Source organism: Nocardioides secundeburneus, from assembly GCF_039939255.1.
In the GTDB taxonomy this organism is placed as follows: Bacteria; Actinomycetota; Actinomycetes; order Propionibacteriales; family Nocardioidaceae; genus Nocardioides.
The window spans coordinates 312,582-338,471 of the sequence record NZ_JBDUUE010000004.1 but is presented as its reverse complement, the minus strand read 5'-3'; the positions used below and the strand labels follow the sequence as shown (position 1 = coordinate 338,471).

Genomic DNA, 25,890 nt, shown 5'->3' with positions numbered 1-25,890 from the left:
GCCGGGCTCACTCGGAGCGCTCGCGGCCGGCGGCCTTGCGCAGGCCGCGACGCACCGACGGCGGGATCGCGGCCCGGACGCCGTGCGGGATGCGGTCGACGACGCCCGGCGCCGCCGGCTCGGGCTCGGGAGCCGGGAGGGCCCGACCCTTCAGCCGGTGCTCGGCGTGCACGACCGAGGAGCGCGAGATGGCGGCCGACTCGGCGTAGAGGTCGGCGTAGGCCTCGCGCAGCGCGTCGAGGGTGGCGTGCGCCTCAGCGGTGTCGCCGCCGGGCTCGGCGAGCCGGTTGAGCTGGTCCCAGGTCTCGGAGACCAGCTCGTGCAGGCGCTTCGGCAGGCCGAGGTCGTCGAGGGTCTGGGTCATCCGGCGCAGCGACGGGTCGACGAAGCGGTGCCCGTCGCGGATCTGCTCGCTGTTGGCGTGCAGCACGTGCTGCAGCTGCAGCCGCTCGCCGACGTCCATGGTCACGCGGGTCCAGTCGTCGAGCAGGTCGGCGTAGCGGACGAAGACCCGGTCGCTGTCGCGCGTGCCGCGCTCGGTGTGCAGCAGCATGTTGAGCCACGACGCCGCGAGGTGGGCCGAGCCGAGCTTGTTGGCGTAGTAGGTCTGCTTGCTGCCGACCACCTCGGCCGGCGGGCGGAGCATGGTGGCGAAGACCGGGCGCGCGCCGGTGCGGACGGCGGCGACGCGCCACAGGCCCAGGAACCAGCTCAGTCGCGGGTCCTTGACCACGAGCTCGGGGCTGACCTCGAAGTGGCTCTCGAGCCAGGCGGCGGTGGCGATGCGCTCGGGCTCGCGGGTGCTGACCCGACCGGTGTCGAACCACGCCTCGGGCCGGCTGTCGCTGACCTGCACGAGCGCCTCACGCAGCAGTCGGTCGTGGTGGTCGACAACCCACTGCGGCTCGCCGAACCCCTTCGGGTTGGTCGCGTCGGCGACCACCTCCGGCTGCGGCACGTGCAGGCCGAGGATCTTCATCAGCCCGGCCATCGTGCTCGTGCCGCTGCGGCCGGCGCCGGCCACGAACAGGGCCGTGCGCGGGTAGTCGGGGACGGGATCACTCACGGGGGCTGAGCCTACTAACCTCCAGACCATGCGCTGGACCCGACGCACTCCCCCCCGGATCAGCGTCGTCGTCCCGGTCTACGACGTCGAGGCCTACCTCGCCGAGTGCCTCGACAGCGTGCTCGCCTCCACGTGGGCCGACCTCGAGGTCGTCGTCGTCGACGACGGCTCGACCGACGGCTCCGGCGCGATCGCCGACGACTACGCCGGGCGCGACGCGCGCGTGCGCGTCGTCCACACCGACAACCACGGCCTCGGCGCGGCCCGCAACGAGGGCCTGCGCCACACGACGGGGCCGCTGGTCACCTTCGCCGACTCCGACGACACCGTGCCGCCGACGGCCTACGAGGTGCTGCACCGCCAACTGCACCGCTCGGGCTGCGACTTCGTGACCGGCTCGATCGCCTGGTGGACCCCCGGCGCCGAGACCGAGCTCGTGCAGCCGCCGTGGATGCGTCGACTGCACCGCGACCGCGCCGCGCTGGTCGTCGACCAGCACCCGGAGATCCTCGGCGACGTGTTCGCGTGGAACAAGCTGTTCCGCCGCGACTTCTGGGACGACGCCGACCTGGCCTGGGTCGAGGGCCACCGCTACGAGGACCAGCCGACCACCACGAGGGCCTACGTGCAGGCCCGCCGGTTCGGCGTCGTGCCCGACGTCGTCTACCACTGGCGCATCCGCTCCGACGGCAGCTCGATCACCCAGCAGCGGGCCTCGCTCGACGACCTGCGCGACCGGTGGGCGACCAAGCGCATGGCCCGCGCCACGGTGCTCGACTACGGCTCGTCGAAGGTCACGAAGGCGATGCTCGAGAAGGTGCTGCCCGGCGACCTGCACCGCTACTTCCTGCTCATCCCCGAGGCCGACGACGAGTGGTACGCGCTGCTGGAGTCGGGCGTGCGCGAGTTCTGGGGCGCTCGCTCGTTGGTGCACTCGGGGCTGCCGCCGGTGCACCGGTTGACCGGCTGGCTGGTCGAGCAGGGCCGCCGCGCCGACGCCACCCTCGTCATGGACTACGTCCACACGCTCGCTCCCGGCGAGCGCGTGCCCCGCGTCGACGACGCCCACGGCACCCGCCTCGACGTGCCCGGTCTCCCGGCCGGGTCGGTCGACCGGGCGGCGATCGACGTCCGCGACTCCGAGCGCTGAGCAGGCCCCCCGGCACACGCCCCTCACAAGGGTCGTCCGGGCTCAGAAGCCAGGCGCAACACGGGTTCTGACGCGCCCAATCGCCCCTTCGGGTATGTCGCTGCGGTTACTGTGGGTCGGCTCCATCCTCCAAACCGGCCGACAGACGGGTCATCCCATGATCGAGTTCGACTCGGTGTCCAAGCAGTTCGACGACGGCACGGTGGCCGTGGAGGACTTCAGCCTCGTGCTGCCCTCACGCCAGACGACGGTGTTCGTCGGCTCCTCCGGCTGCGGCAAGACCACGCTGCTGCGCATGGTCAACCGGATGATCGAGCCGACCTCGGGGCGGATCACCATCGACGGCGTCGACATCGCCGGACGCGACAAGGTCGAGCTGCGGCGCAGCATCGGCTACGTGCTCCAGGCCGCCGGCCTGCTGCCGCACCGCCGCGTCGTCGACAACGTGGCCACCGTCCCGCTCCTGACCGGCACCGGCAAGTCCGAGGCCCGCGCACGGGCCCTCGAGCTGCTCGACACGGTCGGCCTCGACCGCTCGCTCGCCCGGCGCTACCCCCGCCAGCTCTCCGGCGGCCAGCAGCAGCGGGTCGGCGTCGCCCGGGCCCTGGCCGGCGACCCCAACATCCTGCTCATGGACGAGCCGTTCGGCGCCGTCGACCCCATCGTGCGGGCCGACCTGCAGGCCGAGCTCGTCCGGTTGCAGCGCGAGCTGGGCAAGACCATCGTCTTCGTCACCCACGACATCGACGAGGCGTTCCTGCTCGCCGACCAGGTGGTCATCCTCGCCAAGGGCGGCCGCATCGCCCAGGCCGGCACGCCGGCGCAGATCCTCGCCGAGCCCGCCGACGACTTCGTCGCCTCCTTCGTGGGGGCCGACAAGGGCAAGCGCACCCTGCACCTGCAGCAACGTCCCGGCGACGACGGCCTCACGCTCGTCGTCGACGGCGACGGCCGACCGATCGGCGTCCTGCGCGACGGCCAGGTCGACCCGCTGTCCAAGGGCGGGGCGGGCACATGAGCTGGACCTTCGACAACCTCGGGCTCATCCGGGAGCTCACGGTCAACCACGTCCGGCTCGCGATCGTGCCGATCGTGCTGAGCTTCGTGCTCGCCATCCCGCTGGGCTGGATCGCCACCCGCAACCGGGCGCTGCGCGGGCTGGTCATCGGCGGCGGCAGCCTGCTCTACACGATCCCGTCGCTGCCGCTGTTCGTCATCCTGCCGACCATCATCCCGACCCGGGTGCTCGACGACACCAACCTCGTCGTCGCGCTCACGATCTACGGCGTCGCCATCATGGCCCGCTCGGCCGCCGACGCGCTGGCCTCGGTCGACCGGACGACGATCGACGCCTCCACCGCCGTGGGCTACTCCCCCGCCGCGCGGTTCGTGCGCGTCGAGCTGCCGCTCGCCGGGCCCGTGCTCCTCGCGGGCATCCGGGTGGTCTCGGTGAGCACGATCGCCCTGGTCTCGGTCGGGGTCATCATCGGCTCGAACAACCTCGGCTACCTGTTCCAGAACGGCAAGCAACGCGGCATCCTCGAGGAGGTCGTGGTGGGCATCGTCGTCAGCCTCCTCCTCGCGCTCGTCTTCGACCTGCTGATCGTCACGATCGGACGCATCCTGATGCCCTGGAACCGTCCCGACCGCGGCGGCCCTCGACGCCGGAAGGTCCCGGTCCCCGGGCCCGAGACCCGGGCTCCCGTCGTCGGCACCGGGGGCGTCTGATGGACCTCCTCCTCAGCGCGCTGCGCTGGATCTTCGACCCGGCGCAGTGGCAGTCGGGCAGCATCAGCCCGCTCCCGATCCAGGACCGACTGATCGAGCACCTGCGCTACACCGTGATCTCGCTGCTCATCGCCGCGGCGATCGCGCTGCCGCTCGGCTTCTACATCGGCCACACCGGTCGTGCCCGACAGTTCGTAATCTCGTTCACCGGCGCCATGCGGGCCCTGCCGACGCTCGGGCTCCTGTACTTCCTGCTCATGGTGTTCGGCTACTGGCTCTCGTTCGACACCGCGCCCATCGTCGGCGCGACGATCGCCTTCGTCGTCCTCGCCATCCCCTCGATGCTCGCCGGCGCCTACGCCGGGCTCGAGTCGGTCGACCGGCAGACCATCGACGCCGCCCGCGCCAACGGCATGACCGAGTGGCAGATCCTGGTGAAGGTCGAGATCCCGCTCGGCCTCCCGCTCATCGTCGGCGGGCTCCGGGCCGCGACGCTGCAGGTCATCGCCACCGTCACGATCGCCTCCTACGCCGGCCTGGGCGGCCTCGGTCGCATCATCACCAGCGGCATCGGGCTCAACGACTACGACCGCATCCTCGGCGGCGCGCTGCTGGTCACCGCGCTCGCCCTCGTCGTCGACGCGCTGTTCGCCGTCGTCCAGCGCCTCACCGCCACCCCCGGTCTCTCGGACCATCGCCCCGCGGCACGCCGCCGCCCCACTCTCCGGTCACCACGACCGGACGCGCCCCCGAGGCGCGAGAAGAAGGAGACACCCTCATGAACCACGTCCGCCTGCGCCGCTTCGGCGCCATCGTCGCCGGGCTCGGTCTCGCGACCGCTCTCGCAGCCTGCGGCTCCGACGACCCGACCTCGACCGGCAGCGACAACACCGACGCGGACGTCGCCAGCGGCGAGAAGATCGTGGTCGGCTCGTTCGCCTACCCCGAGAGCGAGATCCTCGGCGAGATCTACTTCCAGGCGCTCGACGCCAAGGGCGTCGAGGTCGAGAAGAAGTTCAACATCGGCCCGCGCCAGCAGACCATCCCGGCCCTGCAGGACGGCTCGATCAACCTGATCCCCGAGTACAACGGCAACCTGCTCGCCTACTACGACACCGAGTTCACCCAGCGCACGACCGAGGACGTCGACGAGGCCCTCGTCGACGCCGTCGCCGTCGACGACCTGCGGGTGCTCGACTCCGCCGAGGCCGAGGACAAGGACGCCTACGTCGTCACCCGTCAGACGGCCGACGAGAACGACCTCGTCGAGATCGGCGACCTGTCGGCGATCGAGCCGTTCAAGCTCGGCGCGAACCCGCAGTTCGGCGAGCTCGGCTACGGCATCCCCGGTCTGGCCGACACCTACGGCGTCACCGACGTCGAGTTCGTCCCGATCGAGGACTTCGGCGGGCCCGACACCGTGAAGGCCCTGGTCGACGACTCGGTGCAGGTGGCCGACATCTACACGACGTCGCCGGCCCTCGTGGCCGAGGACCTCGTGGTGCTGGAGGACCCCGAGAACCTCATCGCGTCGCAGAACATCATCCCGCTGATCGCCGACAACGCCTACACCGACGAGATCGGCGAGGCGCTCGACGCCATCTCGGCCGAGCTGACCACCGAGGACCTGATCGCGCTGCGCGACCGGGTCGAGGGCGACGAGAAGGCCTCGGCGGCCACCGCGGCCACCGACTGGCTCACCGACAAGGGCCTCATCTGAGGTCTGTCGCTCACTGATCGGCAGCACCGACCGGCAGCGCCGGCCCGTCCACTCCTGGACGGGCCGGCGCTGTCGTCTCAGCCCACCGGCACGTCGCGGTGCCAGCTCTCGGTGACGTACCTGGTCTCCCAGCCCATCGACGTGTAGAGCCCGTCGGCTCCGGTGGAGGAGTCGGCGTCGACCTCGAGGCCGACGCGGTCGCGACCGCGCAGGGCGGCGTCGGCGACGATCGTGCGGAGCAGGCCCTTCGCCACGCCGCGCCCGCGGGCGGCCTCGCGCACGCCGATGTAGGACACGTACGAGCCGTCGGGCTGGCCGGGGCCGCCCTCGGAGACGGTGCCCACGAGCGCGCCGACGGCCTCGCCGTCGTCCTCGAGCTCGGCGAGCCACCAGTGGTCCCAGCGGTGGCCGGGGTCCTCGCGCAGGCGGTGGAGGAACTCGTCGAAGGTCTCCTCCCACGAGTTGAAGTGGTCGAGGAACGCCTCCTCGAGCACGTCGTGGACCGCGCGCAGGTCGCTCTCCTCCGGCATCCCGTCGTCGGCCCGCCGCACCTGGCGGATGCGGACACCCTTGGGCGTCGACCACGACTCCACCGACGGCACCAAGGCGCCCTCGTCGCGGCCGACCGGGCGCGACATCTGCCACCAGGTGCGCACCCGCGTGAAGCCGGACGCCGCCAGCCACCGCGCCTGGCGCTCGTCGCCGGCGTAGGCGCCGGTGTCGATCTGCTGCACCTCGAGCCCGCGCGCCGTCCCGACGGCGACGGCCTGGCCGACCGACCACTCGACGAGCAGGTCGGAGCACGCCCGGCCGGTGGCCTCGTCGAGCTCGCGCGAGACGACGTGCACGAACAGCATCCGTCCGCCGGCCCGGTCGTGCACGCTCCCCCACGCCTGGATCAGCCCGGTCTCGTCGCGCACCACCACGTTCTCGCGGGTGCGCAGGCCCGCCTCCGACACCTCGACCAGCACGTCGTCGACACCGGCCCCGGCCCACCCGCGGCCCGCCCGCTCGTGGTCGCGGAGCAGCTGGGTGAGGCGCGCCAGCTCGAACCGGTCGGCCGGGTCGGGCGTCCCGACGCTCCAGCCCTCGGCGAGGCCGGTGGGCTCGTCGCCGACGATCTCCTCGGGGTCGGACTCGAAACGGGACTCGTCGGGGATCACGGCACTCGATTGTGCCGCACGCCCGTGCGTTACGTTCACGGCCATGCCCCGACAGCCGGCGTCCGCGCCCGATGCCCGACCGACCTTCGTGCTCGGCATGGGCGCCCAGAAGGCCGGGACGACGTGGCTCGGCCGCTACCTCGGCGCGTCCCCCGAGTTCCGTCGCGGGTTCCGCAAGGAGTACCACGTCCTCGACGCGCACCACCTGGCCTCCGAGCGGTGGCTGCGCGACCACCTGGTGGCCGGGGCCCGGACGTCGCTCGACGAGGTCGAGGAGGGCGCGCCCGGGCCGCGCGCTGGTCGCCTCCTCCTCCGGGCGGCGATGGTGGCCGACCTGCGGATCTACTTCGACCACTTCGCCTCGCTGGTCGACCGCGACGACCGTGTCCGCGCCACCGGCGACCTCAGCCCCGAGCACGCACTGCTCCACACCGACCACCTCGTCGGCGTGCGCGACGGCTTCGCCGAGCGGGGCCTGCGCACGGCCGCGATCTTCTTGATGCGCGACCCGGTCGACCGGGTGTGGTCCCAGATCCGGATGCGGGCGGCCTACACCCAGCACGGCTCCGGTGGCTCCAGCATCGACGAGCTGCGCTCAGACCACGCCGTCGAGCGTTTCGCCGCCCGGACCCGCTACCACGAGACGCTGCGCCGCATGGGCGAGGCCTTCCCCGTCGACGACGTCTTCGTAGGCCTGTTCGAGACCATGATCGCCGACCCCGACGTCGCCGCGTCGGTGAGCGAGCTGGTCGGCATCACGCGCCGGGTGCCCCGCGCGCTGTCGAGGCCGAGCAACACCTCACCGCGCGACGTGGCGACGGTGCCCGACGACGTCGCGCGCATCGTGGCCCGGCACTACGCCGAGACCTACCGCGAGGTCGACCGTCTGCGTCCCGACCTCGAGGTGGCCCGCCACTGGCCCCACGCACGCTGGGTGCTCGGCTGAGCCGCCGGCGTCAGGCGTGCTTCTTGCGCAGCGCCGCACCCGTCGACTGCCACGCCACGAGCTCGGCCTGGACGACGTCGAGCTCGTGCTCGAGCTCGGCCACCCGGACGACGGCGACGGCTGCGCGCTCCTCGGCGTCCTCGAGGCGCGCCTGCAGGCGCCGCAGGTCCTGTTCCGAGGCGTCCTGGACGGCGAGCACCTTCGCCTGCTCTACGGCCAGCGCCTCGCGGGTGTCGGCGACCTCGGTCGCGGCGTCGGCCAGGCGGCTCTCGAGCCGCCCGATCGTCGCCTCGTGACGCGCGATCCGGCCGCTGGTGTCGGCGACGTAGAGCGCCTGCTCGGTCGTGCGGGTCTCGGTGATCGCCGCGTAGGCCTGCGCCTGCTGGGCCCGGTCGCGCGCCCACGCACGCCGGGTGTCGGCGACCTCGGTGTAGGTGATGCGCGTGGCGGCGGCGCCGAGCACGGAGGCGGCGACCGCGGCGATCGTGGCGACCAGCCACGAGCCGCTGATCAGCGCGGCGACCGCAGCCACCACGCCCAGCGCGAGGAGCGCGCCGGCCACGAGGAGCCGGGTCGAGCGCTGACGACGGCGCACGGCAGGACCGGGTCGAGCAGACGGGGAAGTCATGGTCGCAAGGTAGTAGCCCCGGGCCCGCCGGCGGCGCAGGCGCACCGGGGCGGGTCGACGTCCCTTGGCGCGGCCACCGCAGGACCAGGCCGCGGCAGCGGCGCCCCTACCGCTCCGGGTCGTCGTCCTGGCGTACCCGGCACGCACGCTCGAGCAGCAGGGCGGTGACGACCATCAGGAGACCGCCGAGGGCGGCGAGGGACGAGCGGACGACGCGGTCGTCGGCGAGGGGCGAGGCGTCGCCGAGCCAGCTCGCGGCGTAGCCGAGGTAGCCGCCGCCGACGATCGCGCCGGCGTAGGCGCAGGCGCGCGCGAGGACCAGCCGGTTGACGGCCTGGTGCGGCTCGAGGCGCTCGTGCCGCACGTGCACGGTGCGGTAGGTGGCCCAGGCCGTGCCGCCGAGGATCGCGGCGACGAGGAGCAGGCCGAGGGGCTGGGCCCAGCTCACCAGCGGCGGGACCCGGTCGAGGCGCTCGATCACGAGCCGCACGAGCCACCCGAGGACGAGGCCGATCACGGCCCACGCCGCGAGGATCGCCGGCGGCGTCGGTCGCAGCGTCCCGCCGCCCTGCGGGTCGGAGGGCGCGCTCACGCGCGGGTCACTCGACGTCGAGCGTGAGGTCCTCGCGCGCGGTGAGGCCGTCGACGCCGGTCTTGGCGAGCAGCTCGGCGATCGGGCCGTAGCCGGGCAGCTCGGCGTCGGGCTCGAGGTCGAACCACGGCTTGAGCACGAAAGCGCGCTCGGCGGCGCGCGGGTGCGGCAGCTGGAGCGTCTCGGTGTCGCTGCGGCGGTCGCCGACGACGATCAGGTCGACGTCGAGGGTGCGCGGGGCGTTGGGGACGTCGCTGCGCTCGCGGTCGTAGGCGTCCTCGACGGCGAGGGCCCGCTCGAGCAGCCGGTTGGCGGCGAGCGTGGTGTCGAGCAGCAGGATCGCGTTGAGGAAGTTCTGCGCGTCGGGCGGGCAGTCGACCGGGGTGGTCTCGTAGACCGGGGAGACGCCGGTGACCCACACGTCGGGGGTGTCGGCGATGGCGTCGACGGCGCCCTGCAGGGCCGACATCGAGTCGCCCAGGTTGGACCCCAGTGCGATCACCACCCGCCGGATCGGACGCATCTCACCGGTGAGGGTGTCGGCGTCGACGATGTTGGGGTTGGGGGTCTCAGTCACGGGGGACCTCACGCTCTCGGGTGATCGTCAGCGCGACGTCGGAGAACGTCGCGTCGATGGGGGCATTCGGTTTGTGGACCGTGACCCGGGCCCATTCAACACGACCGTCCAAGAGGCAGACGTCCGCGATCCGCTGGGCCAGAGCCTCGATCAGGTCGAGGGGGTCTCGAGCTACGGCGGCTTTCACCGAGGTCACGAGACTCCCGTAGTCGACGGTGTCGTGCAAGTCGTCGGAGGCCGCCGCGGGACGGGTGTCGAGACCCAGCACGAGGTCGATCACGAAGGTCTGTCCGTCGCGCTTCTCGAACTCGAAGACGCCGTGATGACCCCAGCACTCGATGCCGGTGACGGCGAGCTCGTCGGTCATCCCTCGCGCAGCTGTTCCCACACGGTCAGCACATCACGGGTGCCTCGGACGTCGTGCACCCGGACCCCCCAGACGCCACGCTGGGCGAGCACCAGCGTGATCGCGTGGCCGGCCGTCTCGCGCTCGGCGACGGGCCGCGGGACGCCGTCCGGACCGGCGAGCAGGGCACCGAGGAACGACTTGCGGCTGGCCCCGACCAGCAGCGGGAACCCGAGCCCGGCGACGGCGTCGAGGCCGGCGAGCAGCTGCCAGTTGTGGTCGCCGCGCTTGGCGAAACCGAGCCCGGGGTCGAGCACGACCCGGTGGTCGGGCAGGCCGGCGGCCCTGGTCGCCGCGACCCGGTCGCCGAGCTCGCGCACGACCGCGTGCACGACGTCGTCGGGGCCACCCGGCTCGTCGTAGGTGGCGAGGTCGGTCATCCGGTCGCTGTGGGCACGCCAGTGCATGGCGACGTAGGTGGCCTCGGTGGCTGCGACGGTGGTCAGCATCGCGGGGTCGGCGAGCCCGCCCGAGACGTCGTTGACGATCGTCGCTCCCGCGGCGACGGCCGCGGCCGCCACCTCGGCGCGCATCGTGTCGACCGAGACGATGGCGCCCTCGGCCGCGAGCGCCTCGATCACCGGGACGACGCGGTCGAGCTCCTCCGAGACCAGCGGCCGGGTCGCGCCGGGCCGGGTGGACTCACCGCCGATGTCGAGCACGTCGGCACCGTCGGCGAGCAGGCGTCGTCCGTGCGCCACGGCGGCGGCGGTGTCGGCGTAGCGTCCGCCGTCGGAGAACGAGTCCGGCGTGACGTTGACGACGCCCATCACGATCATCGGACCAGGATCCACCACGCGGGCGAGCGCGCCGGTGTCGGCCCGGGCACGCGTCGCCGCCTCAGTGGGCGCCTCAGTGGGCGCGGTGGATGAGCGCCATCGCCTCGGCCCGGGTGGCGGCGTCGGTGCGCATGGTGCCGCGCACGGCCGAGGTGGTGGTGCGGGCACCGGCCTTGCGGACCCCGCGCATGGTCATGCACAGGTGCTCGGCCTCGATGACGACGATGACGCCGCGGGCCTCGAGGATGTCGACGAGCGCGTCGGCGACCTGCGTGGTGAGGCGCTCCTGCACCTGGGGGCGCTTGGCGTAGACGTCGACGAGGCGGGCCAGCTTCGACAGCCCGGTGATCTTGCCGCTGGCGGCCGGGATGTAGCCGACGTGGGCGACGCCGGTGAACGGCACCAGGTGGTGCTCGCACATCGACCACAGCTCGATGTCGCGCACCAGGACCATCTCGTCGTGGCCGAGGTCGAAGGTCGTGGTCAGCACGTCCTCGGGGCGCTGGCGCAGCCCGACGGTCAGCTCGGCGTAGGCGCGGGCCACCCGGGCCGGGGTGTCGAGGAGACCCTCGCGGTCGGGGTCCTCGCCGATGGCGAAGAGCAGCTCGCGCACGGCGGCAGCGGCACGCTCGTGGTCGTAGTCGGGGACCTGGGCGGGGTCGGTCGCCGGCTGGTGGATCGGGTCGGTCACCCGGCGAGCCTACGCAGGCCCGCCGGTGCCGCCCGGCCAGGGCGGCGTGGGCTGGTCGCCCGGGGCGGCGACGCCCGGGTCGTGGACGTCGCCCCCGGGCCCGGGCGGTGTGACGACGGCGCCGCCGGTGTCGGACTTGGCCAGCAGGCCGTTGGCGGCGACGCGGTCGCGGACCTCCTGCGGGATCTCGACGGCCGGGATCTCCGAGGGTCGGCGGGTCGGCGAGCCGGTCCAGGCCGGGCGTGCCTCACGGCGGCGCAGCGGCTTGAAGATCTCGGCGACCTCCTCCTTGTTGAGGGTCTCCTTGTCGAGCAGCGCGAGCACCAGGGCGTCGAGGACGTCGCGGTTCTGCTCGAGGGCGTCGAAGGCCTCCTGGTGGGCCGTGGTGAGCAGCTTGGTGACCTCGTCGTCGACGATCGCGGCGACGTCCTCGCTGTAGTCGCGCGAGTGGCCGAGGTCGCGGCCGAGGAACGGCTGGCTGTTGTCGCTGCCGAGCTTGATCGCGCCGAGCTTCTCGGTCATGCCGTACTGGGTGACCATCGCGCGGGCCAGCCCCGTGGCCTTCTCGATGTCGTTGCCGGCGCCGGTGGTCGGGTCGTGGAAGATCAGCTCCTCGGCGGCCCGCCCGCCGAGCATGTAGGCCAGCTTGTCGAGCAGCTCGGAGCGGGTCTGGGAGTACTTGTCCTCGTCGGGCATCACCATCGTGTAGCCGAGGGCGCGACCGCGCGGCAGGATCGTGATCTTGTGCACCGGGTCGGTCTGCGGCATGGCCGCGGCGACGAGCGCGTGGCCGCCCTCGTGGTAGGCGGTGACGAGCTTCTCCTGCTCGTTCATCAGCCGCGTGCGCCGCTGCGGGCCGGCGATCACGCGGTCGATGGCCTCGTCGAGCGCGGCGGCGTCGATCATCTTGCCGTTGTTGCGCGCGGTGAGCAGCGCGGCCTCGTTGAGCACATTGGCGAGGTCGGCGCCGGACATGCCGGGCGTGCGGCGTCCGACGTTCTCGAGGTTGATGTCGGGGGCGAGCGGCTTGCCGCGCGAGTGGACCTTCAGGATCTGGGTGCGGCCGGCGAGGTCGGGGGCATCGACCTGGATCTGGCGGTCGAAGCGACCCGGGCGCAGCAGCGCGGGGTCGAGCACGTCGGGCCGGTTGGTGGCGGCGATGAGGATGACGCCGCCGCGGACGTCGAAGCCGTCCATCTCGACGAGGAGCTGGTTGAGGGTCTGCTCGCGCTCGTCGTGGCCGCCGCCCATGCCGGTACCGCGGTGACGGCCGACGGCGTCGATCTCGTCGATGAACACGATCGCCGGCGCGTTCTCCTTGGCCTGCTCGAACAGGTCGCGCACGCGGCTGGCGCCGACACCGACGAACATCTCGACGAAGTCGGAGCCGGACATCGTGTAGAACGGCACGCCCGCCTCGCCCGCGACCGCGCGGGCGAGCAGCGTCTTGCCGGTGCCGGGCTGGCCGTAGAGCAGCACGCCCTTGGGGATCTTGGCGCCGACGGCCTGGAACTTGGCCGGCTCTTGGAGGAACTCCTTGATCTCGCCGAGCTCCTCGATGGCCTCGTCGCAGCCGGCGACGTCGGCGAAGGTCGTCTTCGGCATGTCCTTGGTGATCAGCTTGGCCTTGGACTTGCCGAACTGCATGACCCGGCCGCCGCCACCCTGGACGCTGTTCATCAGCCACAGGAACAAGGCGATGATGAGAATGAACGGGATGAGCGTGAAGAAGATGCTGGCGAGGGTGCTCGGCTGCGGGTTCTCCGACTCGAGCTTCTCGAGCTTGCCGCCGTTGGTCTCGAGCTGGGCGTCGGCCTGCGCGATGAGGCCCTGCTGCTGCCCGGCGACCCAGTAGGAGGCGACCTGGTCGCCGTCGTCGCGGACGCCGTCTTGCAGCGTCGCCTCGATCTTCTGCTCGCCGTCGATGAACTTGATGTCCTTGACCTGGTCCTTGGCGATGTACTCCTGCATGCGCGACGTCGGGACGTCGTCGTAGCCACCACCGGACGCGAGGAGCTGGAGTGCCAGGACGACGGCCACCACGGCGACCGCGATCCAGACCCAGGGACCCTTGAAAACGCGCTTCACGACCACACTCTCGCTGTTGGCGCCCTGCGGCGCTGCTGAGCCCACGACGGTACAGGTCGCCGGGGACGGAACCATCCTCTCAAACCGGTGTCTAGCCGTCCCGGATCGGCCCCTGACCCGTTCGGGCCAGCCGGTCCCGACCGAACGCCTGCCCCTCACGCGACTCACGCTGGTCGAGGTGCGACGAGCCCTGCGACTCACGCTGGTCGAGGTGCGACGAGCCCTGCGAGGAGCCTCGAGACCCCTGACCCCGGTCGGCTCGGACGCGGAAGGCCGGAGATCTCGAGGCTCGCTCCGCTCGCACCTCGATCAGCGTGTGGTCAGCTGTACACGTGCGGCGCGAGGGTGCCGATGTCGCGCAGGTTGCGGTAGCGCTCGCGGTAGTCGAGGCCGTAGCCGACGACGAACTCGTTGGGGATGTCCCAGCCGACGTACTTGACGTCGACCGGCATGCGCTGGGCCTCGGGCTTGCGCAGCAGGGTGCAGATCTCGACGCTCGCCGGGTTGCGCGAGGTCAGGTTCGAGGTGAGCCACGACAGCGTGAGGCCGGTGTCGATGATCTCGTCGACGATGAGCACGTGGCGCCCGGAGATGTCGGTGTCGAGGTCCTTGAGGATGCGCACGACGCCACTCGACTTGGTGCCCGAGCCGTAGGAGGACACGGCCATCCAGTCCATCTCGACGTGCCGCGTGAGGGCGCGCGCCATGTCGGCCATCACCATCACCGCACCGCGCAGGATGCCGACGATGAGGAGGTCCTCGCCCTCGTAGTCCTGCTCGATCCGGGCGGCGAGCTCGCCGAGCTTCTCCTGGATCTGGGCCTCGGTGAAGAGGACGTTCACCAGGTCGTCGTCGATGTGCGCGGCGTCCATGCGGATCAGGCTAGATGGTTCGGCCGAAACGCAGGACGTCGCCCTCACGGATCGCCGTCACGTGCCCCGGCAGCTGCACGTGCTTGGGCAGGTTGCGGTCGTTGGCCACCTGGCGGCGCAGCTCGAGCACGTGCGCGAAGGTGAGCTCGGACGGCGGGCACCCGGCCCGGATCGCGGCCAGCCGCAGCACCCGGTCGCGGATGGCGGCGTCGAGGGGCTCGAGCGTGCGCACGTCGAAGCCGGTCTCGTCGTCGTAGCGCTCGGCGAGCTGGTCGCGGGCGATCGCGTCGAGCAGCCCGGTGTCGTCGTAGAGCTGGGTGGCCGTGCGGGCGAGCGCCTCGGCGATGCCGGGCCCGAGCTCGCGCTCGAGGGTCGGCAGGACGACGTGGCGCACGCGGGCGCGGGCGAAGCGCGGGTCCTGGTTGTGCGGGTCGTCCCAGAACGCGAGGCCCTCGGCTGCGCAGGCCGCCTCGGTCTGCGAGCGGCGGAGGCCGAGCAGGGGGCGCACGAAGAGCGGCCCGTCGGGGTCGTCGCCGTGGTGGAACGCCGGCCGCATGCCGGCGAGCGACCGCCCGCCGCTCCCCCGGGCCAGGCCGAGCAGCACCGACTCGGCCTGGTCGTCGAGGGTGTGGCCGAGCAGCACCCGCTGCGCGCCGAAGTGGTGGGCCATCTGGTCGAGCACGTCGTAGCGGGCGACCCGGGCGCCGGCCTCGGGACCGATGCCGCCGTCGTCGACCTGCACGCGCGCCGAGACGGTCTCGTCGACGCCGAGCGCGGCCATCTGCGCGACGACCCGGGTGGTGTGCTCGGCCGAGCCGTCCTGCAGGCCGTGGTCGACGACGGCCCCGACCACCCGGACGGCGTGCGGCCGGGTCACGTGGACGGCGGCCGCGAGCAGCGCGAGGGAGTCGGCGCCGCCGGAGCAGGCGACCAGGACGGTGTCGACGCCGGTCTCGACCAGCGAGCGCCGGACGGCCAGACGGACCTCGTCGAGGTCGCCGGGCATCAGCCCAGCACCCGGGCGACCCAGCCCTCCGGGTCGGACAGCTCGGCCTTGGACGGCAGGTGCTCGGCGCGCTCCCACACGACGTTGAACTCCTCCATGCCGACCTTGTCGACGACGGCACGCACGAACGTCGCGCCGTCGCGGTACTGCGCCATCTTGGCGTCGAGGCCGAGGAGGCGCCGCAGCAGCCGGTCGAGGCTGCCGACGCCCTTGCGCCGCTGGGTGAAGCTCTTGCGGATCGAGGCGACCGAGGGGATGACGGTGGGCCCGACGTCGTCCATGACGACGTCGGCGTGGCCCTCGAGCAGCGACATCATCCCGGTCATGCCGTCGAGGATGGCCTTCTGCTCGGGCGTGCTGAGGAGGTCGACGATGCTGGCCTTGCCGATGCCGTTGCCGAGCGCGTCGGTGACCCGCTTGACGAGCTCGTCGAGGCCCGACGGGCTCACGGTCGCCGAGAGTGCCTGCACCTGGGCGAACATGTGGTCGCGCATCCAGGGCACCGCGGTGAACTGCACGCGGTGCGTCTCCTCGTGCAGGCAGACCCACAGCCGGAAGTCGGTGGGGTCGGCGTCGATCTCGCGCTCGACGTGCACGATGTTCGGCGCCACGAGCAGCAGGCGCCCGTCGGGGGCGTGGAACGGGTCGAACTGGCCGAGCACCTTGCCGGCCAGGAAGCCGAGCAGGCCGCCGACCTCGGCGCCGGTCACGCGCGAGCCGACGGCGAGGGCCAGGCCCGACGGCGGCTTCTTCTGCTTCTCGGCGAGCTGGTCGACGATCGGGCCGGTCAGGTGGCGGAAGGCGTCGGCGTTGGCCTGGATCCAGCCCGGCCGGTCGACCACGAGCACCGGCGCGGTGTGGTCGGCGGCGACGAGGCCGGTGAACTCGCGCACGAGCCCGGTGGACCGCTCGGCGCCCGCCCGCAGCTCGGCGACCACGGCGGCGGCCTCGTCGGCCGACACCTCCGGCCCGGCCCCGGCGAGGCGGGAGGCCATGCGGACGGCAAGGTCCCAGTCGACCATCTCGGGGCGCCCGGGGCGCTCGGCCGGCTTGTCGGACGACGGGAGGCTCATGGGCCGAACCTACCGGCCGCAGTCACACGCCCCGAGGGCCGCGGCGGCGCTGTCGAGGTCGGTCTGGGCCTGCACCTGCAGGTCGCCGGCGATCCGGTCGGCCATCAGCACGAAGGCCAGCACGGTGCCGTCGGGCGTGGTGGCGATGCCGGCCAGCGACCGGACGCCGGTGAGGGTGCCGGTCTTGGCGTGCACGCGACCGCGCCCGGCGGGCGGGCCGGCGTCCATGCGGTTGGTGAGCGAGCCGGTGAAGGCGGCCACGGGCAGGCCGGTGACGACGGCACGGAGGTCGGGGTGGTCGGGCGAGGCGGCGAGGCGCAGCACGCCGAGCAGGGTGCTCGGATCGGCCCGGTTGCGGCGCGACAGGCCGCTGCCGTCGTGGAAGACGCTGTCGCCCCAGGGCACGCCCGCGTCGGTGAGCGAGCGGCGGACGGCGTTGCTGCCGGCGGTGATCGAGCCGTCGCCACCGGCGGCGAGGCCGACGTGGCGCAGCAGCACCTCGGAGGCCTCGTTGTCGCTGACGTCGAGGATGCGGCTGACGATCTGCGACAGCGGCGCGCTGTCGACCGCGGCCAGGGGCTCGACGTCGGGCGCCGGCGCTGCCGTCGGCTCGCCGACGACCCGCACCCCGGCGGTGGCGAGGGCGGCGGCGAAGGCCGCGGCCGCCTCGGCCGACGGGTCGGCCACGCGACCGGCCCCCGAGGGCGAGCGGCCCTCGTCGACCCACAGCGCCGTCGTCGGGCTGACGACGCCGTCGGGCACGTAGTCGGGCTCCCAGGCCGGGTTGACGCCGTCGCCGGCGAAGAGCGAGTCGTCGTAGGACAGCCGCACCCGGGGGACGCCCGCGGCCGCGAGGGCCGCGGCCGTCTCGGTGGCGAGCGCGGCGAGGTCGGCACGGGCGGGGTAGGCCCACGGGCGCCCGGCGAGGTCGCGCGGCGCGCGCTCGAGGAGCGGGTCGCCACCGCCGACGAGGCTGAGGCGGCGTCCGGCGAGCCGGGTCTCGGTGGTGAAGACGTGGTCGGGTCCGAGCGCCAGCAGCGCGGCGGTCGTGGTGACGACCTTCGTCGTCGAGGCCGGCGTCGCGGTGTCGGCGCCCCCGCCCCGCGTGAACACCGCCGGACCGCCCTCGAGCGGGGCGACCTCGGCGAGCACGTGGTCGCCGAGGTCGACGTCGCGCAGGTAGGGCCGCAACGTGCGCCGGACGACGCCCGCGGCCACCGGCCTGGTGAGGCTGGCCGCGGCGGCGACGGCCGGCGGTGCGACGACCTCGGGCACCTCGACGCCGGGCGGCGGGGCGACCGCGACCGGGTCGGTGCTCGGGTCGGCCGGGGCGGCGGCGTCGTCGAGCCACCGGTCGAGCAGGTCGTAGTGCCACACGGCCACACCACCGGCGACCAGGGCGAGAACGAGGACCAGCGCGAGCGTGCCGCGGACGGCGCCCGAACCGTGGTCTGCGTCACGTGCGGCCACGTTGTCCCCTCCCTGATGCGCGATCGGGGACATTGTGCGCGACACTGGCGACCGGCAGACCACCCGGTCGCCCCACTGACCTGCTCACGACCCGTATCGACTGACGGCCCCACCGACGGAGGAAGCACGTGCTCGAGTTCGACGTTCTCATCGAGATCCCCAAGGGTGAGCGCAACAAGTACGAGGTCGACCACGAGTCGGGCCGCATGCGCCTCGACCGCCTGCTGTTCACCTCGACGCAGTACCCGGCCGACTACGGCTACATCGAGAACACCCTCGGTCTCGACGGCGACCCGCTCGACGCCCTCGTGCTCCTCCAGGCCCCGACGTTCCCGGGCTGCCTCATCAAGTGCCGCGCGATCGGCATGTTCCGCATGACCGACGAGGCCGGCGGCGACGACAAGGTGCTGTGCGTGCCGGCCACCGACCCGCGCCAGGAGCACATCCGCGACATCAACCACGTCCCGAAGTTCGACCGCCTCGAGATCCAGCACTTCTTCGAGGTCTACAAGGACCTCGAGCCCGGCAAGTCCGTCGAGGGTGCCGACTGGGTCGGTCGCTCCGACGCCGAGGCCGAGGTGCGCGCGTCCTTCGAGCGGTACCAGCCGCACGGCCACTGAGCCGTCGCTCCCCCGGCCCCTGGACCCCGTTCCTCGGGCCGCCGGGGCTCGGCCCGGTGGCACTCTCCGCGCAATCGCGCGCGTAGTACCGGCGACCGGCTGATCCGGTGGCACTCTCCGCGCAATCGCGCGCGTAGTACCAACAACCCGCCCGCCCAGGTGGCACTCTCCGCGCAATCGCGCGCGTAGAACCAACAACCGCCCGCCCGGGTGGCACTCTCCGCGCAATCGCGCGCGTAGTACCGGCGACCGGCTGACCCGGTGGCACTCTCCGCGCAATCGCGCGCGCAGTGCCACCGGCCGAGCGGCGTCGCTGACGATCCGGCGGGACACGCGCCCGCTCAGGAAGCGGTAAACTCGACCGAGTGCCACCCGGTGGCGCCGTCGGGGAGGACGTCGGCGCGGACGCTGGTCTGCACCTCGCCCGCCTGGTCGGTGGCGCGCACGGTGACCTGGTGGTCGCCCGGCTCGACGTCGAGCGCGACGCGCCACTGCACCCAGGTGTCGGTGTTCGGCACCCGCGCGAGCTCGGCCGGCGTCCAGGGGCCACCGTCGAGCTGGACCTCGACGCCCTCGATGCCGGTGTGCTGGTGCCAGGCCGTGCCGGCCACGACGACCTCGCCGGCGGCGACCTCGTCGTCGTTGGCCGGGACCTCGATCTTCGAGGCCATCTTGACCGGCCCGAGCTCGCCCCAGCCACGCTGGGTCCAGTAGGCCTCGACGTCGTCGAAGCGGGTGATCTCCATGTCGACGACCCACTTGGTCGCCGAGACGTAGCCGTAGAGGCCGGGCACGATCGTGCGCACCGGGTAGCCGTGCTCGATCGGCAGCGGCTCGCCGTTCATCGCGATCGCGAGCATCGCCTGCCGGCCGTCGGTGATCGTGTCGAGCGGGGTGGCGCAGTCCCAGCCGTCGTGGGAGGTCTGCTTGATGCAGTCGGCGCCCGGCAGCGGTCCGGCCTCGGCGATGATCGGGGCGAGCAGCGCCCCGCTCCACCAGGCGTTGCCGATGAGGTCGCCGCCGATCTCGTTGGAGACGCAGTTGAGGGTGATCCAGGCCTCGACGCCGGCGCGGGTCACGAGGTCGTTGTAGGTCAGCTCGATCTCGCGCTCGACCATGCCGTGGATGCGGAGCTTCCACTCCTTGGCCAGGATGGCGGGCTTCGAGAACACGGTGTCGATCAGGTAGAAGTCGTCGGCCGGCGTCATCCAGGGCTGGACGCCGTCGACCTCGACCCGGACGCCGTCGGGCACGACCGGCGGCGTGACGGGCAGCCGCAGCTGCTCCTGCTCGGCCTCGACGGCCTTCTCGTCGCGGCCGAGGTAGCGGCCGACCAGCGTGCTGACGGCGGCGACGCCGAGCACCGCGCCGACCACCACGAGGAAGTCGCGCCGGTGGCCGCGCCAGGCCTCGCCGAACACGTCGTCGTCGTCGACCGCCTGCAGGCGGGTCAGCCGCTCGCCCAGCAGGGCCATGGCGACGGTCATCACCGCGAAGCCGAGGGCCACGGGCAGCAGGTAGGCGACGGTGGCGCCGTTGCCGGCCAGCACGGCGGCGCCGCCGACGGCGGAGATCACCGCGAAGCCCAGCACACCGAGCCACCACCGGCGCCGGGCGAGCCGGCCGACCGCGCCGAAGAACAGCGCGAGCAGCACGACGATCGCCGGGATCGTGATCGCCTTGCCGTGGTTCTCGCGGGCCCAGTTGACCAGGTCGGCGGGAGCGTGGTCGCGCACGAAGACCGCCACGGCCTCGATCGCGGAGGCCTGGTTGGCGCCCTCGGTGACGGCGTAGTCGACGGCGATGCCGGCGAAGCCGGCGACGACGCCGGCCAGCGCCCAGGCGGCCGAGGACCTCTTCATGACGACATTCTCACTCAGGCATGATCACCACGTGACTTCGCCGGACCGATCCGACGTCCCGCCGCCGCCACCGCGCCCGCCGCGCCTGCCGCGCACGGGCATCGGGGTCGACGTCCACCGCTACGCCGACGGGGTGCCGATGCACCTCGCCGGGCTCGCGTTCCCCGACGAGCCGCAGGGCCTCGAGGGTCACAGCGACGCCGACGTCGCCGCCCATGCCGCGTGCGACGCGCTGCTCTCGGCCGCCGGTCTCGGCGACCTCGGCAGCAACTTCGGCACCGTCGAGCCCGAGTGGGCCGGGGCCGCCGGCGTCGTCCTGCTCGCCGAGACCGCGCGCCGGGTGCGAGCCGCCGGCTACGAGGTCGGCAACGTCGCCGTCCAGGTGATCGCCGTCCGGCCCCGGCTCGGGGGACGCCGCGCCGAGGCCGAGCAGGTGCTCTCCGACGCCGTCGGCGCGCCCGTCTCGGTGGCGGCCACCACCACCGACGGCCTCGGGCTCACCGGCCGCGGTGAGGGCGCGGCCGCCATCGCCACGGCCCTGGTCGTCCAGGTCGACTAGGCCGTCCAGATCGGCTCAGGCCGCCGCGGACTTGCGGTGCCCGACGAGGATCACGCCCTCGACGACCTTGACGTCGTAGGCCGGCACCGAGACGTGGACGTCGTCGAGGCACCGGCCGGTGCGCAGGTCGAAGGCGTGCTTGTGGGTGGGTGAGGCGACGAACGGCACGCCGGAGCGGACGCCGACGATGCCGCGCGCGATCATCGACGACTTCGCGAACGGGTCGTGGTTGCCGAGGGCGTAGACCGTGTCGTCGGAGCCACGGAAGATCGCGACCGACTGGCCGTGCACGAGGGCCGCGACACCGCGGTCCACCTCGAGCTCGGCCATCCGGCACACGGGGTGCCACTCCTCCCGAGAGGGTGCGCGGGGCGTCATGCCTTGGGACCGTAGGTCGGCGTCGCGCACCGGGACGTTTCGCCGTGTTACGGGCGTGAAAATGATTGCCCGCGGTGGGCTGCGAGGATGAGCGCGTGCCCTCTGCCGCTGTCGTCGTCCTCGCCGCCGGCTCCGGCAGCCGGGTCGGGGCCGAGGTGAACAAGGTCCTCCTCCCACTGCTCGACCGCCCGGTGCTGGCCTGGTCGATCACCACCGCGATCGCGCTCGAGGGCGTCGGCCCGGTCGTCGTGGTGGTCCGCGACGGCGAGCAGGACGCCGTCGCCGGCGCGCTCACCCCGTACCTCGGCACGGCCGAGGTCCGTCTGGTCGCCGGCGGAGCGACCCGGCACGCCAGCGAGCTCGCGGCGCTGCGGGTGCTGCGCCCCGACGTCGAGCGGGGCGAGGTCGACGTCGTCGCGATCCACGACGGCGCGCGGCCGTTGGCGTCGTCCGAGCTGTTCGGCGCGGTGCTGATCGCGGCCCGCACGCACGGTGGCGCGATCCCGGTGGTGCCGGCGCCGGCGCTCTGGGGCGCCGAGGGGCCGGTCCGCGGTCTCGGCGCCGTGCAGACTCCCCAGGCCTTCGACGCCGTCCGGCTGCTGGCGGCCTACGACCAGGCCGAGCGCGCCGGCTTCGCCGGCACCGACACCGCGGCGTGCCTCGAGCGGTTCGCCCCCGACGTCGACGTCGCGGCGGTGCCGAGCAGCTCGCTCAACCTCAAGGTCACCTGGCCGCAGGACCTAGCGCTGGTCGAGCGCCTCCAGCAGGCGGACGTCGTCAGGCCCTGAGACCCGCCCGGCGCTCGGCGGCGCCTCGACCCGCACGACCTCGTGGTCGACGGCGAGGGCGCTCACCAGCTCGGTCAGGTCGGACGACGGCGCCTCGGCCAGGCCGGCCACGACCGGGGCCGGCAGCACGACCGGCGAGCACACCAGCGTCATGGCGTCGCGGTCGACGGTGGCCCCGACCAGCCCGTCGGCGACGACCTTGAGGGTGTCGGTGACCGGGCGGACGCCGACCACCACCGCCCCGGTCTCGCGCGCACGGTCGAGGCAGGCGGCGATGAAGTCGGGCGGCGTCAGCGGGCACAGGCTGTCGTGGAGCACGAACGGCTCGCCGTCGGCCCCGGCCTCGCGGACGCCGTCCCAGCTGACGGAGGCGTCGACGATGGTCACCCCGGCCTCGCCGAGGCTCCAGGCGGCCGCGGCCGCCAGCGCCTCGCCGTGCACCAGCAGGAACGGCAGCGAGCCGCGGTCGTCGGTCAGGACCGCGCCGAGGGCGGTGGGCTCGTCGTCGTACACGGACCGAGTGTAAAAACCGAAGAGGCCCCGGCCGGAGCCGGGGCCTCTCAGGAAGAGGGTGGTTCAGGAGGCGAGGACCTCGTCGAGGATGGTCTCGGCCTTGTCCTCGTTGGTGTGCTCGGCCAGGGCGAGCTCGGAGACCAGGATCTGCCGGGCCTTGGCGAGCATGCGCTTCTCGCCGGCCGACAGGCCACGGTCGCGCTCACGACGCCACAGGTCGCGCACGACCTCGGCGACCTTCATGACGTCGCCGCTGTGCAGCTTCTCGAGGTTGGCCTTGTAGCGCCGCGACCAGTTGGTCGGCTCCTCGACGTGCTCGGCACGCAGGACGTCGAACACGCGGTCGAGTCCTTCCTTGTCGACCACGTCGCGAACTCCGACGAGATCGAGGTTGCACGCGGGCACGCGTACGACCAGGTCCTGCTGGGCTACGATCCGAAGGACGAGGTACTGCCGGTCCTCCCCCTTGATCTTGCGCATCTCGATGTCTTCGATGACTGCGGCCCCGTGATTGGGATAGACGACCGTTTCGCCGACGGTGAATGTCATATGTGATGAACCCCTTCCTAGGGGATCGATACTACCACGTCTCAGCAACCTCTCAGTCGGCGTTTGCGCAGGTCAGAGGCCTGATCGGGGTCGGCGATGATCTTGACAGAACCTGCTTTTCGTGGTGGCACGGGTCACGACGGGGTCGCTCCGGACGTCGTCGGGTCCCGTGGTCGATACTGCTCGGCATGGCGAAGCTGCAGCGGTGGAGGCGTCGCGACCAGGGCCCGGCCGAGCCCCTTGAGCCGGGGTCGGACGTCGTGCCCGACGACTCCTCCGACGGGGCCGACGACGGGGTTGCCGAGGGGTCCGACGAGGGGGCTGACGGGGTCTCCGGGCCGGCGTCCGCGACGGCGACCGCCACCGCGACCACGACGGCGGTGGCGGTCGAGCCGCCGGCCCGCGGGACGTCGAACCGGCTGGCGCGGTCGATCCTCGACTCCCAGGTCGTCGCACTGCTCCTCGCTGCCCATCCCCGCCAGGCGCTGACCACGGGCGTCGGGCTCGGCCTCGTGGCGCTCGCCGCCGGGCGTCCGGTCCGTGAGGCTGCCGTGGTCGCGGCGACGGCCCTCGTCGGCCAGGCGATCCTGGGCTGGCACAACGACATCGTCGACCGCGAGCGCGACCGCCGGCACCGCACGGCGCGCAAGCCCGTCTCCGACGGCCGCCTCGAGCCCGGCACGGTCTGGTACGCCCTCGTGCTCGCGCTGCTGCTCGTCGTCCCGCTGTCGGTCTCGACCGGCGTCACCGCGGGCACCTTCTACCTCGGTGCGCTCGCCGTCGGCCTCGTCGGCAACGTGGTGCTGCGGCGCGGCAAGCTCTCGTTCCTGCCCTGGATGGCGCAGTTCGCCCTCTACGCGCCCTACCTGTCGTACGGCGGCTGGGGCGGCGGCGGCGACGGCGACCCGCCCGAGCCCGCGATGGTCGCGCTGTTCGCGCTCGTGGGCCTGGGGGTCCACGTCCTGCGAGCGATCTGGGGGCTCGTGGCCGACGACGCCGACGGGTGGACGTACCTGCCCCTGGTGCTCGGTCGCAAGGTCGGCGCCACACGGTTGCTGGTGCTGGTGCTCGTCTACCTCGGCGTCGTCGTCGCCGTCATGGTCGTCGTCGGCAGGAGCGTGGGCCTGCGGGCCTGAGCCCGGCCGGGGTCGACTAGACTGAGCTCGTCCCGACGTCTCCTCGAAGCGTGAAGGTCTGACCCATGCTCCTGCGGCCCCACCGCGTTCCCCGCCCGGCCCTGCTGGCGGCCTCGGCCCTGCTGGCCGGTTCGCTGCTCGGCGGCTGCGGCTTCGACTACGCGACCGACCGGGTCAACACGATCAGCGCCGGCATCAACGACCGCGAGGGCACGGTCGACGTGCTGGGCGCCGTCGTCATCGCCGGCCAGGACGACAGCGGCGTCTTCGCGGCCACGCTCGTCAACAAGGACGTCGAGACCGAGGTCGCCCTCGACGGCCTCGACCAGACCGAGCAGGTCGCCGCGGCCGAGCCCGCCGAGACGGTCGAGATCCCGGCCGGCGGCCGGGCCAACCTGTTCGACACCGGTGGCATCGACGTCTCGGGCACCTTCGGCGCCGGCGACTTCGTCGACGTCACGCTCGCCTTCGACAACGGCCAGATCACCACGATGACCATCCCGGTCGTCACCCCGTGCCACCAGTACTCCCCCGACAAGTTCCCGAACATCCAGCTGCCCACGCAGATCGACCCGGGCGACGGCACCGGTGAGCCCTCCGCCTCCGAGTCGGCCGACGAGGAGCACTCCGAGGCCGAGTCGCACAACGAGGCCATCGAGGCCGACCCCTACTCCTGCGAGCCGCTCGAGCAGGTCGAGCACGGCGGGGGTGAGGAGTGATGGGCGCGACCCTGGTCCTGCTCCGCCACGGTGAGAGCGAGTGGAACGCCAAGAACCTCTTCACCGGCTGGGTCGACGTCGACCTGACCGAGAAGGGCCGCGCCGAGGCCGTCGCCGGCGGTCGCCTGCTGGCCGAGTCGGGCCTGCTGCCCGACGTCGTCCACACCTCGCTGCAGCGTCGCGCGATCACCACCGCGCACCTCGCGCTCGACGCCGCCGACCGCCACTGGATCCCGGTGCGCCGTTCGTGGCGGCTCAACGAGCGCCACTACGGCGACCTGCAGGGCAAGGACAAGAAGCAGGTCCGCGACCAGTACGGCGAGGAGCAGTTCATGCTCTGGCGTCGCTCGTTCGACATCCCGCCGCCGCCGATCGCCGACGACTCCGAGTACAGCCAGGCCGACCTGCCGCAGTACGCCGGCCTCGGCGCCGACATGCCGCGCACCGAGTGCCTCAAGGACGTCATCGCGCGCCTGCTGCCCTACTGGGAGTCCGACGTCGCCGCCGACCTGCGCGCCGGCCATACGGTGCTGGTCGCGGCCCACGGCAACAGCCTGCGCTCGATCGTCAAGCACCTCGACGGCATCAGCGACGACGACATCGCCGGCCTCAACATCCCGACCGGCATGCCGCTGCACTACGACCTCGACGACGACCTGCGCCCCACCACCCCCGGTGGGCGCTACCTCGACCCCGAGGCCGCGGCCGAGGCGGCCGCCGCCGTCGCCAACCAGGGTCGCTGAGCGCATTCCCCTTCGCAGTCACCTGGCACTCTCCGCGCAATTGCGCCCACAGTGCCACCAGGTGACCT

29 protein-coding genes are annotated in these 25,890 nt (G+C 72.7%); 12 read left to right on the top strand and 17 right to left on the bottom strand.

The annotated features are described in order from the left end of the window. Window positions 1-7: 7 nt before the first annotated feature. Window positions 8-1,066, bottom strand: a complete 1,059-nt coding sequence (locus tag ABFT23_RS12585; protein ID WP_347895649.1) for a sulfotransferase family protein — start codon at window positions 1,064-1,066, stop codon at window positions 8-10. Between the two features lie 28 nt (window positions 1,067-1,094). On the opposite strand from ABFT23_RS12585, the gene ABFT23_RS12580 reads away from it, so the two are divergent. The 5 genes from ABFT23_RS12580 to ABFT23_RS12560 all read left to right on the top strand — a co-directional run bounded on the left by ABFT23_RS12580 (window position 1,095) and on the right by ABFT23_RS12560 (window position 5,664). After that, the gene (locus tag ABFT23_RS12580; protein WP_347895647.1) at window positions 1,095-2,216 is read left to right on the top strand and encodes a glycosyltransferase family 2 protein; all 1,122 of its coding nucleotides are present in this window, start codon (window positions 1,095-1,097) and stop codon (window positions 2,214-2,216) included. Between the two features lie 157 nt (window positions 2,217-2,373). Further along, window positions 2,374-3,234 carry an ABC transporter ATP-binding protein gene (locus ABFT23_RS12575; RefSeq protein ID WP_347895645.1) on the top strand — a complete coding sequence of 287 codons (861 nt, stop codon included), beginning with the start codon at window positions 2,374-2,376 and terminating at the stop codon, window positions 3,232-3,234. Further along, window positions 3,231-3,944 (top strand): ABC transporter permease, encoded by a 714-nt coding sequence (locus ABFT23_RS12570; protein ID WP_347895643.1) that lies wholly within the window; start codon window positions 3,231-3,233, stop codon window positions 3,942-3,944. The genes ABFT23_RS12575 and ABFT23_RS12570 overlap by 4 nt, the downstream gene beginning before the upstream one ends. Then, window positions 3,944-4,726 carry an ABC transporter permease gene (locus tag ABFT23_RS12565; RefSeq protein ID WP_347895641.1) on the top strand — a complete coding sequence of 261 codons (783 nt, stop codon included), beginning with the start codon at window positions 3,944-3,946 and terminating at the stop codon, window positions 4,724-4,726. The genes ABFT23_RS12570 and ABFT23_RS12565 overlap by 1 nt, the downstream gene beginning before the upstream one ends. Continuing rightward, window positions 4,723-5,664 (top strand): ABC transporter substrate-binding protein, encoded by a 942-nt coding sequence (locus ABFT23_RS12560; RefSeq protein WP_347895639.1) that lies wholly within the window; start codon window positions 4,723-4,725, stop codon window positions 5,662-5,664. Before ABFT23_RS12565 ends, ABFT23_RS12560 begins: the two co-directional genes overlap by 4 nt. A 77-nt stretch (window positions 5,665-5,741) precedes the next feature. Here the strand turns inward: ABFT23_RS12560 and ABFT23_RS12555 are convergent, their stop codons facing one another. Then, window positions 5,742-6,827: a GNAT family N-acetyltransferase gene (locus ABFT23_RS12555; protein WP_347895637.1), complete on the bottom strand. Its 1,086-nt coding sequence runs from the start codon at window positions 6,825-6,827 to the stop codon at window positions 5,742-5,744. Between the two features lie 43 nt (window positions 6,828-6,870). On the opposite strand from ABFT23_RS12555, the gene ABFT23_RS12550 reads away from it, so the two are divergent. Then, window positions 6,871-7,773, top strand: a complete 903-nt coding sequence (locus ABFT23_RS12550; RefSeq protein ID WP_347895635.1) for a sulfotransferase — start codon at window positions 6,871-6,873, stop codon at window positions 7,771-7,773. A 10-nt stretch (window positions 7,774-7,783) separates the two neighbouring features. On the opposite strand, the gene ABFT23_RS12545 is transcribed toward ABFT23_RS12550, so the two are convergent. From ABFT23_RS12545 to dacB, 11 genes are all read right to left on the bottom strand, one after another. Further along, the gene (locus ABFT23_RS12545; protein ID WP_347895633.1) at window positions 7,784-8,401 is read right to left on the bottom strand and encodes a hypothetical protein; all 618 of its coding nucleotides are present in this window, start codon (window positions 8,399-8,401) and stop codon (window positions 7,784-7,786) included. Between the two features lie 106 nt (window positions 8,402-8,507). Further along, a complete protein-coding gene (locus ABFT23_RS12540; RefSeq protein WP_347895631.1) occupies window positions 8,508-8,993 on the bottom strand; it encodes a DUF3180 domain-containing protein in 486 nt (161 codons plus the stop codon). 7 nt (window positions 8,994-9,000) lie between these two features. Then, complete coding sequence (folK, locus tag ABFT23_RS12535; protein WP_347895629.1) at window positions 9,001-9,570, bottom strand: 2-amino-4-hydroxy-6-hydroxymethyldihydropteridine diphosphokinase; 570 nt, start codon at window positions 9,568-9,570, stop codon at window positions 9,001-9,003. After that, window positions 9,563-9,937, bottom strand: coding sequence for a dihydroneopterin aldolase (gene folB / locus ABFT23_RS12530; protein ID WP_347895628.1), 375 nt, complete (start codon window positions 9,935-9,937; stop codon window positions 9,563-9,565). Before folB ends, folK begins: the two co-directional genes overlap by 8 nt. Then, on the bottom strand, window positions 9,934-10,755 hold the full coding sequence (folP, locus tag ABFT23_RS12525; RefSeq protein WP_347895626.1) for a dihydropteroate synthase: 822 nt from the start codon (window positions 10,753-10,755) through the stop codon (window positions 9,934-9,936). Before folP ends, folB begins: the two co-directional genes overlap by 4 nt. Before the next feature lie 73 nt (window positions 10,756-10,828). After that, window positions 10,829-11,446 (bottom strand): GTP cyclohydrolase I FolE, encoded by a 618-nt coding sequence (gene folE, locus ABFT23_RS12520; protein WP_457623386.1) that lies wholly within the window; start codon window positions 11,444-11,446, stop codon window positions 10,829-10,831. Between the two features lie 9 nt (window positions 11,447-11,455). Then, window positions 11,456-13,534: an ATP-dependent zinc metalloprotease FtsH gene (gene ftsH, locus ABFT23_RS12515; protein WP_347895624.1), complete on the bottom strand. Its 2,079-nt coding sequence runs from the start codon at window positions 13,532-13,534 to the stop codon at window positions 11,456-11,458. Between the two features lie 320 nt (window positions 13,535-13,854). Beyond that, window positions 13,855-14,406 carry a hypoxanthine phosphoribosyltransferase gene (hpt, locus tag ABFT23_RS12510; RefSeq protein ID WP_347895622.1) on the bottom strand — a complete coding sequence of 184 codons (552 nt, stop codon included), beginning with the start codon at window positions 14,404-14,406 and terminating at the stop codon, window positions 13,855-13,857. A 10-nt stretch (window positions 14,407-14,416) separates the two neighbouring features. Then, on the bottom strand, window positions 14,417-15,412 hold the full coding sequence (gene tilS / locus ABFT23_RS12505; RefSeq protein WP_347895620.1) for a tRNA lysidine(34) synthetase TilS: 996 nt from the start codon (window positions 15,410-15,412) through the stop codon (window positions 14,417-14,419). After that, the gene (locus ABFT23_RS12500) at window positions 15,412-16,485 is read right to left on the bottom strand and encodes a zinc-dependent metalloprotease (RefSeq protein ID WP_347895619.1); all 1,074 of its coding nucleotides are present in this window, start codon (window positions 16,483-16,485) and stop codon (window positions 15,412-15,414) included. The genes tilS and ABFT23_RS12500 overlap by 1 nt, the downstream gene beginning before the upstream one ends. 9 nt (window positions 16,486-16,494) lie before the next feature. After that, window positions 16,495-17,955: a D-alanyl-D-alanine carboxypeptidase/D-alanyl-D-alanine endopeptidase gene (dacB, locus tag ABFT23_RS12495; RefSeq protein WP_347895618.1), complete on the bottom strand. Its 1,461-nt coding sequence runs from the start codon at window positions 17,953-17,955 to the stop codon at window positions 16,495-16,497. Between the two features lie 128 nt (window positions 17,956-18,083). Between dacB and ABFT23_RS12490 the strand changes: the two genes are divergently transcribed. Then, window positions 18,084-18,575 (top strand): inorganic diphosphatase, encoded by a 492-nt coding sequence (locus tag ABFT23_RS12490; protein ID WP_347895617.1) that lies wholly within the window; start codon window positions 18,084-18,086, stop codon window positions 18,573-18,575. 341 nt (window positions 18,576-18,916) lie between these two features. On the opposite strand, the gene ABFT23_RS12485 is transcribed toward ABFT23_RS12490, so the two are convergent. Then, entirely contained in the window at window positions 18,917-20,437 is a 1,521-nt protein-coding gene (locus ABFT23_RS12485) for a molybdopterin-dependent oxidoreductase (RefSeq protein WP_347895615.1), read from the bottom strand. Between the two features lie 31 nt (window positions 20,438-20,468). On the opposite strand from ABFT23_RS12485, the gene ispF reads away from it, so the two are divergent. Beyond that, window positions 20,469-20,996: a 2-C-methyl-D-erythritol 2,4-cyclodiphosphate synthase gene (gene ispF, locus ABFT23_RS12480; RefSeq protein ID WP_347895613.1), complete on the top strand. Its 528-nt coding sequence runs from the start codon at window positions 20,469-20,471 to the stop codon at window positions 20,994-20,996. A 15-nt stretch (window positions 20,997-21,011) separates the two neighbouring features. Here ispF and nirD read toward each other — a convergent pair whose 3' ends face one another. Continuing rightward, the gene (nirD, locus tag ABFT23_RS12475) at window positions 21,012-21,374 is read right to left on the bottom strand and encodes a nitrite reductase small subunit NirD (protein WP_347895611.1); all 363 of its coding nucleotides are present in this window, start codon (window positions 21,372-21,374) and stop codon (window positions 21,012-21,014) included. 95 nt (window positions 21,375-21,469) lie between these two features. On the opposite strand from nirD, the gene ABFT23_RS12470 reads away from it, so the two are divergent. Beyond that, the gene (locus ABFT23_RS12470) at window positions 21,470-22,162 is read left to right on the top strand and encodes an IspD/TarI family cytidylyltransferase (RefSeq protein ID WP_347895609.1); all 693 of its coding nucleotides are present in this window, start codon (window positions 21,470-21,472) and stop codon (window positions 22,160-22,162) included. Here the strand turns inward: ABFT23_RS12470 and ABFT23_RS12465 are convergent. Both ABFT23_RS12465 and ABFT23_RS12460 read right to left on the bottom strand, forming a co-directional pair. Next, window positions 22,115-22,675, bottom strand: coding sequence for a 2-C-methyl-D-erythritol 4-phosphate cytidylyltransferase (locus tag ABFT23_RS12465; RefSeq protein WP_347895607.1), 561 nt, complete (start codon window positions 22,673-22,675; stop codon window positions 22,115-22,117). The genes ABFT23_RS12470 and ABFT23_RS12465 overlap by 48 nt on opposite strands. A 63-nt stretch (window positions 22,676-22,738) precedes the next feature. Beyond that, a complete protein-coding gene (locus ABFT23_RS12460; RefSeq protein WP_347895605.1) occupies window positions 22,739-23,224 on the bottom strand; it encodes a CarD family transcriptional regulator in 486 nt (161 codons plus the stop codon). Window positions 23,225-23,412: 188 nt separating this feature from the next. On the opposite strand from ABFT23_RS12460, the gene ABFT23_RS12455 reads away from it, so the two are divergent. The 3 genes from ABFT23_RS12455 to ABFT23_RS12445 all read left to right on the top strand — a co-directional run bounded on the left by ABFT23_RS12455 (window position 23,413) and on the right by ABFT23_RS12445 (window position 25,822). Next, window positions 23,413-24,360, top strand: a complete 948-nt coding sequence (locus ABFT23_RS12455) for a UbiA family prenyltransferase (RefSeq protein WP_347895604.1) — start codon at window positions 23,413-23,415, stop codon at window positions 24,358-24,360. Window positions 24,361-24,425: 65 nt separating this feature from the next. Beyond that, entirely contained in the window at window positions 24,426-25,079 is a 654-nt protein-coding gene (locus tag ABFT23_RS12450) for a copper chaperone PCu(A)C (RefSeq protein WP_347895602.1), read from the top strand. After that, window positions 25,079-25,822: a phosphoglyceromutase gene (locus ABFT23_RS12445; RefSeq protein WP_347895600.1), complete on the top strand. Its 744-nt coding sequence runs from the start codon at window positions 25,079-25,081 to the stop codon at window positions 25,820-25,822. Before ABFT23_RS12450 ends, ABFT23_RS12445 begins: the two co-directional genes overlap by 1 nt. The last annotated feature ends 68 nt before the right edge of the window (window positions 25,823-25,890 follow it).

Coding starts and splice junctions, on each gene's coding strand:
- ABFT23_RS12580 (WP_347895647.1), top strand. CDS start 1,095: ATGCGCTGGACCCGACGCACTCCCCCCCGGATCAGCGTCGTCGTCCCG.
- ABFT23_RS12575 (WP_347895645.1), top strand. CDS start 2,374: ATGATCGAGTTCGACTCGGTGTCCAAGCAGTTCGACGACGGCACGGTG.
- ABFT23_RS12570 (WP_347895643.1), top strand. CDS start 3,231: ATGAGCTGGACCTTCGACAACCTCGGGCTCATCCGGGAGCTCACGGTC.
- ABFT23_RS12565 (WP_347895641.1), top strand. CDS start 3,944: ATGGACCTCCTCCTCAGCGCGCTGCGCTGGATCTTCGACCCGGCGCAG.
- ABFT23_RS12560 (WP_347895639.1), top strand. CDS start 4,723: ATGAACCACGTCCGCCTGCGCCGCTTCGGCGCCATCGTCGCCGGGCTC.
- ABFT23_RS12550 (WP_347895635.1), top strand. CDS start 6,871: ATGCCCCGACAGCCGGCGTCCGCGCCCGATGCCCGACCGACCTTCGTG.
- ABFT23_RS12545 (WP_347895633.1), bottom strand. CDS start 8,401: ATGACTTCCCCGTCTGCTCGACCCGGTCCTGCCGTGCGCCGTCGTCAG.
- folB (WP_347895628.1), bottom strand. CDS start 9,937: ATGACCGACGAGCTCGCCGTCACCGGCATCGAGTGCTGGGGTCATCAC.
- folP (WP_347895626.1), bottom strand. CDS start 10,755: ATGATCGTGATGGGCGTCGTCAACGTCACGCCGGACTCGTTCTCCGAC.
- hpt (WP_347895622.1), bottom strand. CDS start 14,406: ATGGACGCCGCGCACATCGACGACGACCTGGTGAACGTCCTCTTCACC.
- tilS (WP_347895620.1), bottom strand. CDS start 15,412: ATGCCCGGCGACCTCGACGAGGTCCGTCTGGCCGTCCGGCGCTCGCTG.
- ABFT23_RS12500 (WP_347895619.1), bottom strand. CDS start 16,485: ATGAGCCTCCCGTCGTCCGACAAGCCGGCCGAGCGCCCCGGGCGCCCC.
- ABFT23_RS12485 (WP_347895615.1), bottom strand. CDS start 20,437: ATGAAGAGGTCCTCGGCCGCCTGGGCGCTGGCCGGCGTCGTCGCCGGC.
- nirD (WP_347895611.1), bottom strand. CDS start 21,374: ATGACGCCCCGCGCACCCTCTCGGGAGGAGTGGCACCCCGTGTGCCGG.
- ABFT23_RS12460 (WP_347895605.1), bottom strand. CDS start 23,224: ATGACATTCACCGTCGGCGAAACGGTCGTCTATCCCAATCACGGGGCC.
- ABFT23_RS12455 (WP_347895604.1), top strand. CDS start 23,413: ATGGCGAAGCTGCAGCGGTGGAGGCGTCGCGACCAGGGCCCGGCCGAG.
- ABFT23_RS12450 (WP_347895602.1), top strand. CDS start 24,426: ATGCTCCTGCGGCCCCACCGCGTTCCCCGCCCGGCCCTGCTGGCGGCC.
- ABFT23_RS12445 (WP_347895600.1), top strand. CDS start 25,079: ATGGGCGCGACCCTGGTCCTGCTCCGCCACGGTGAGAGCGAGTGGAAC.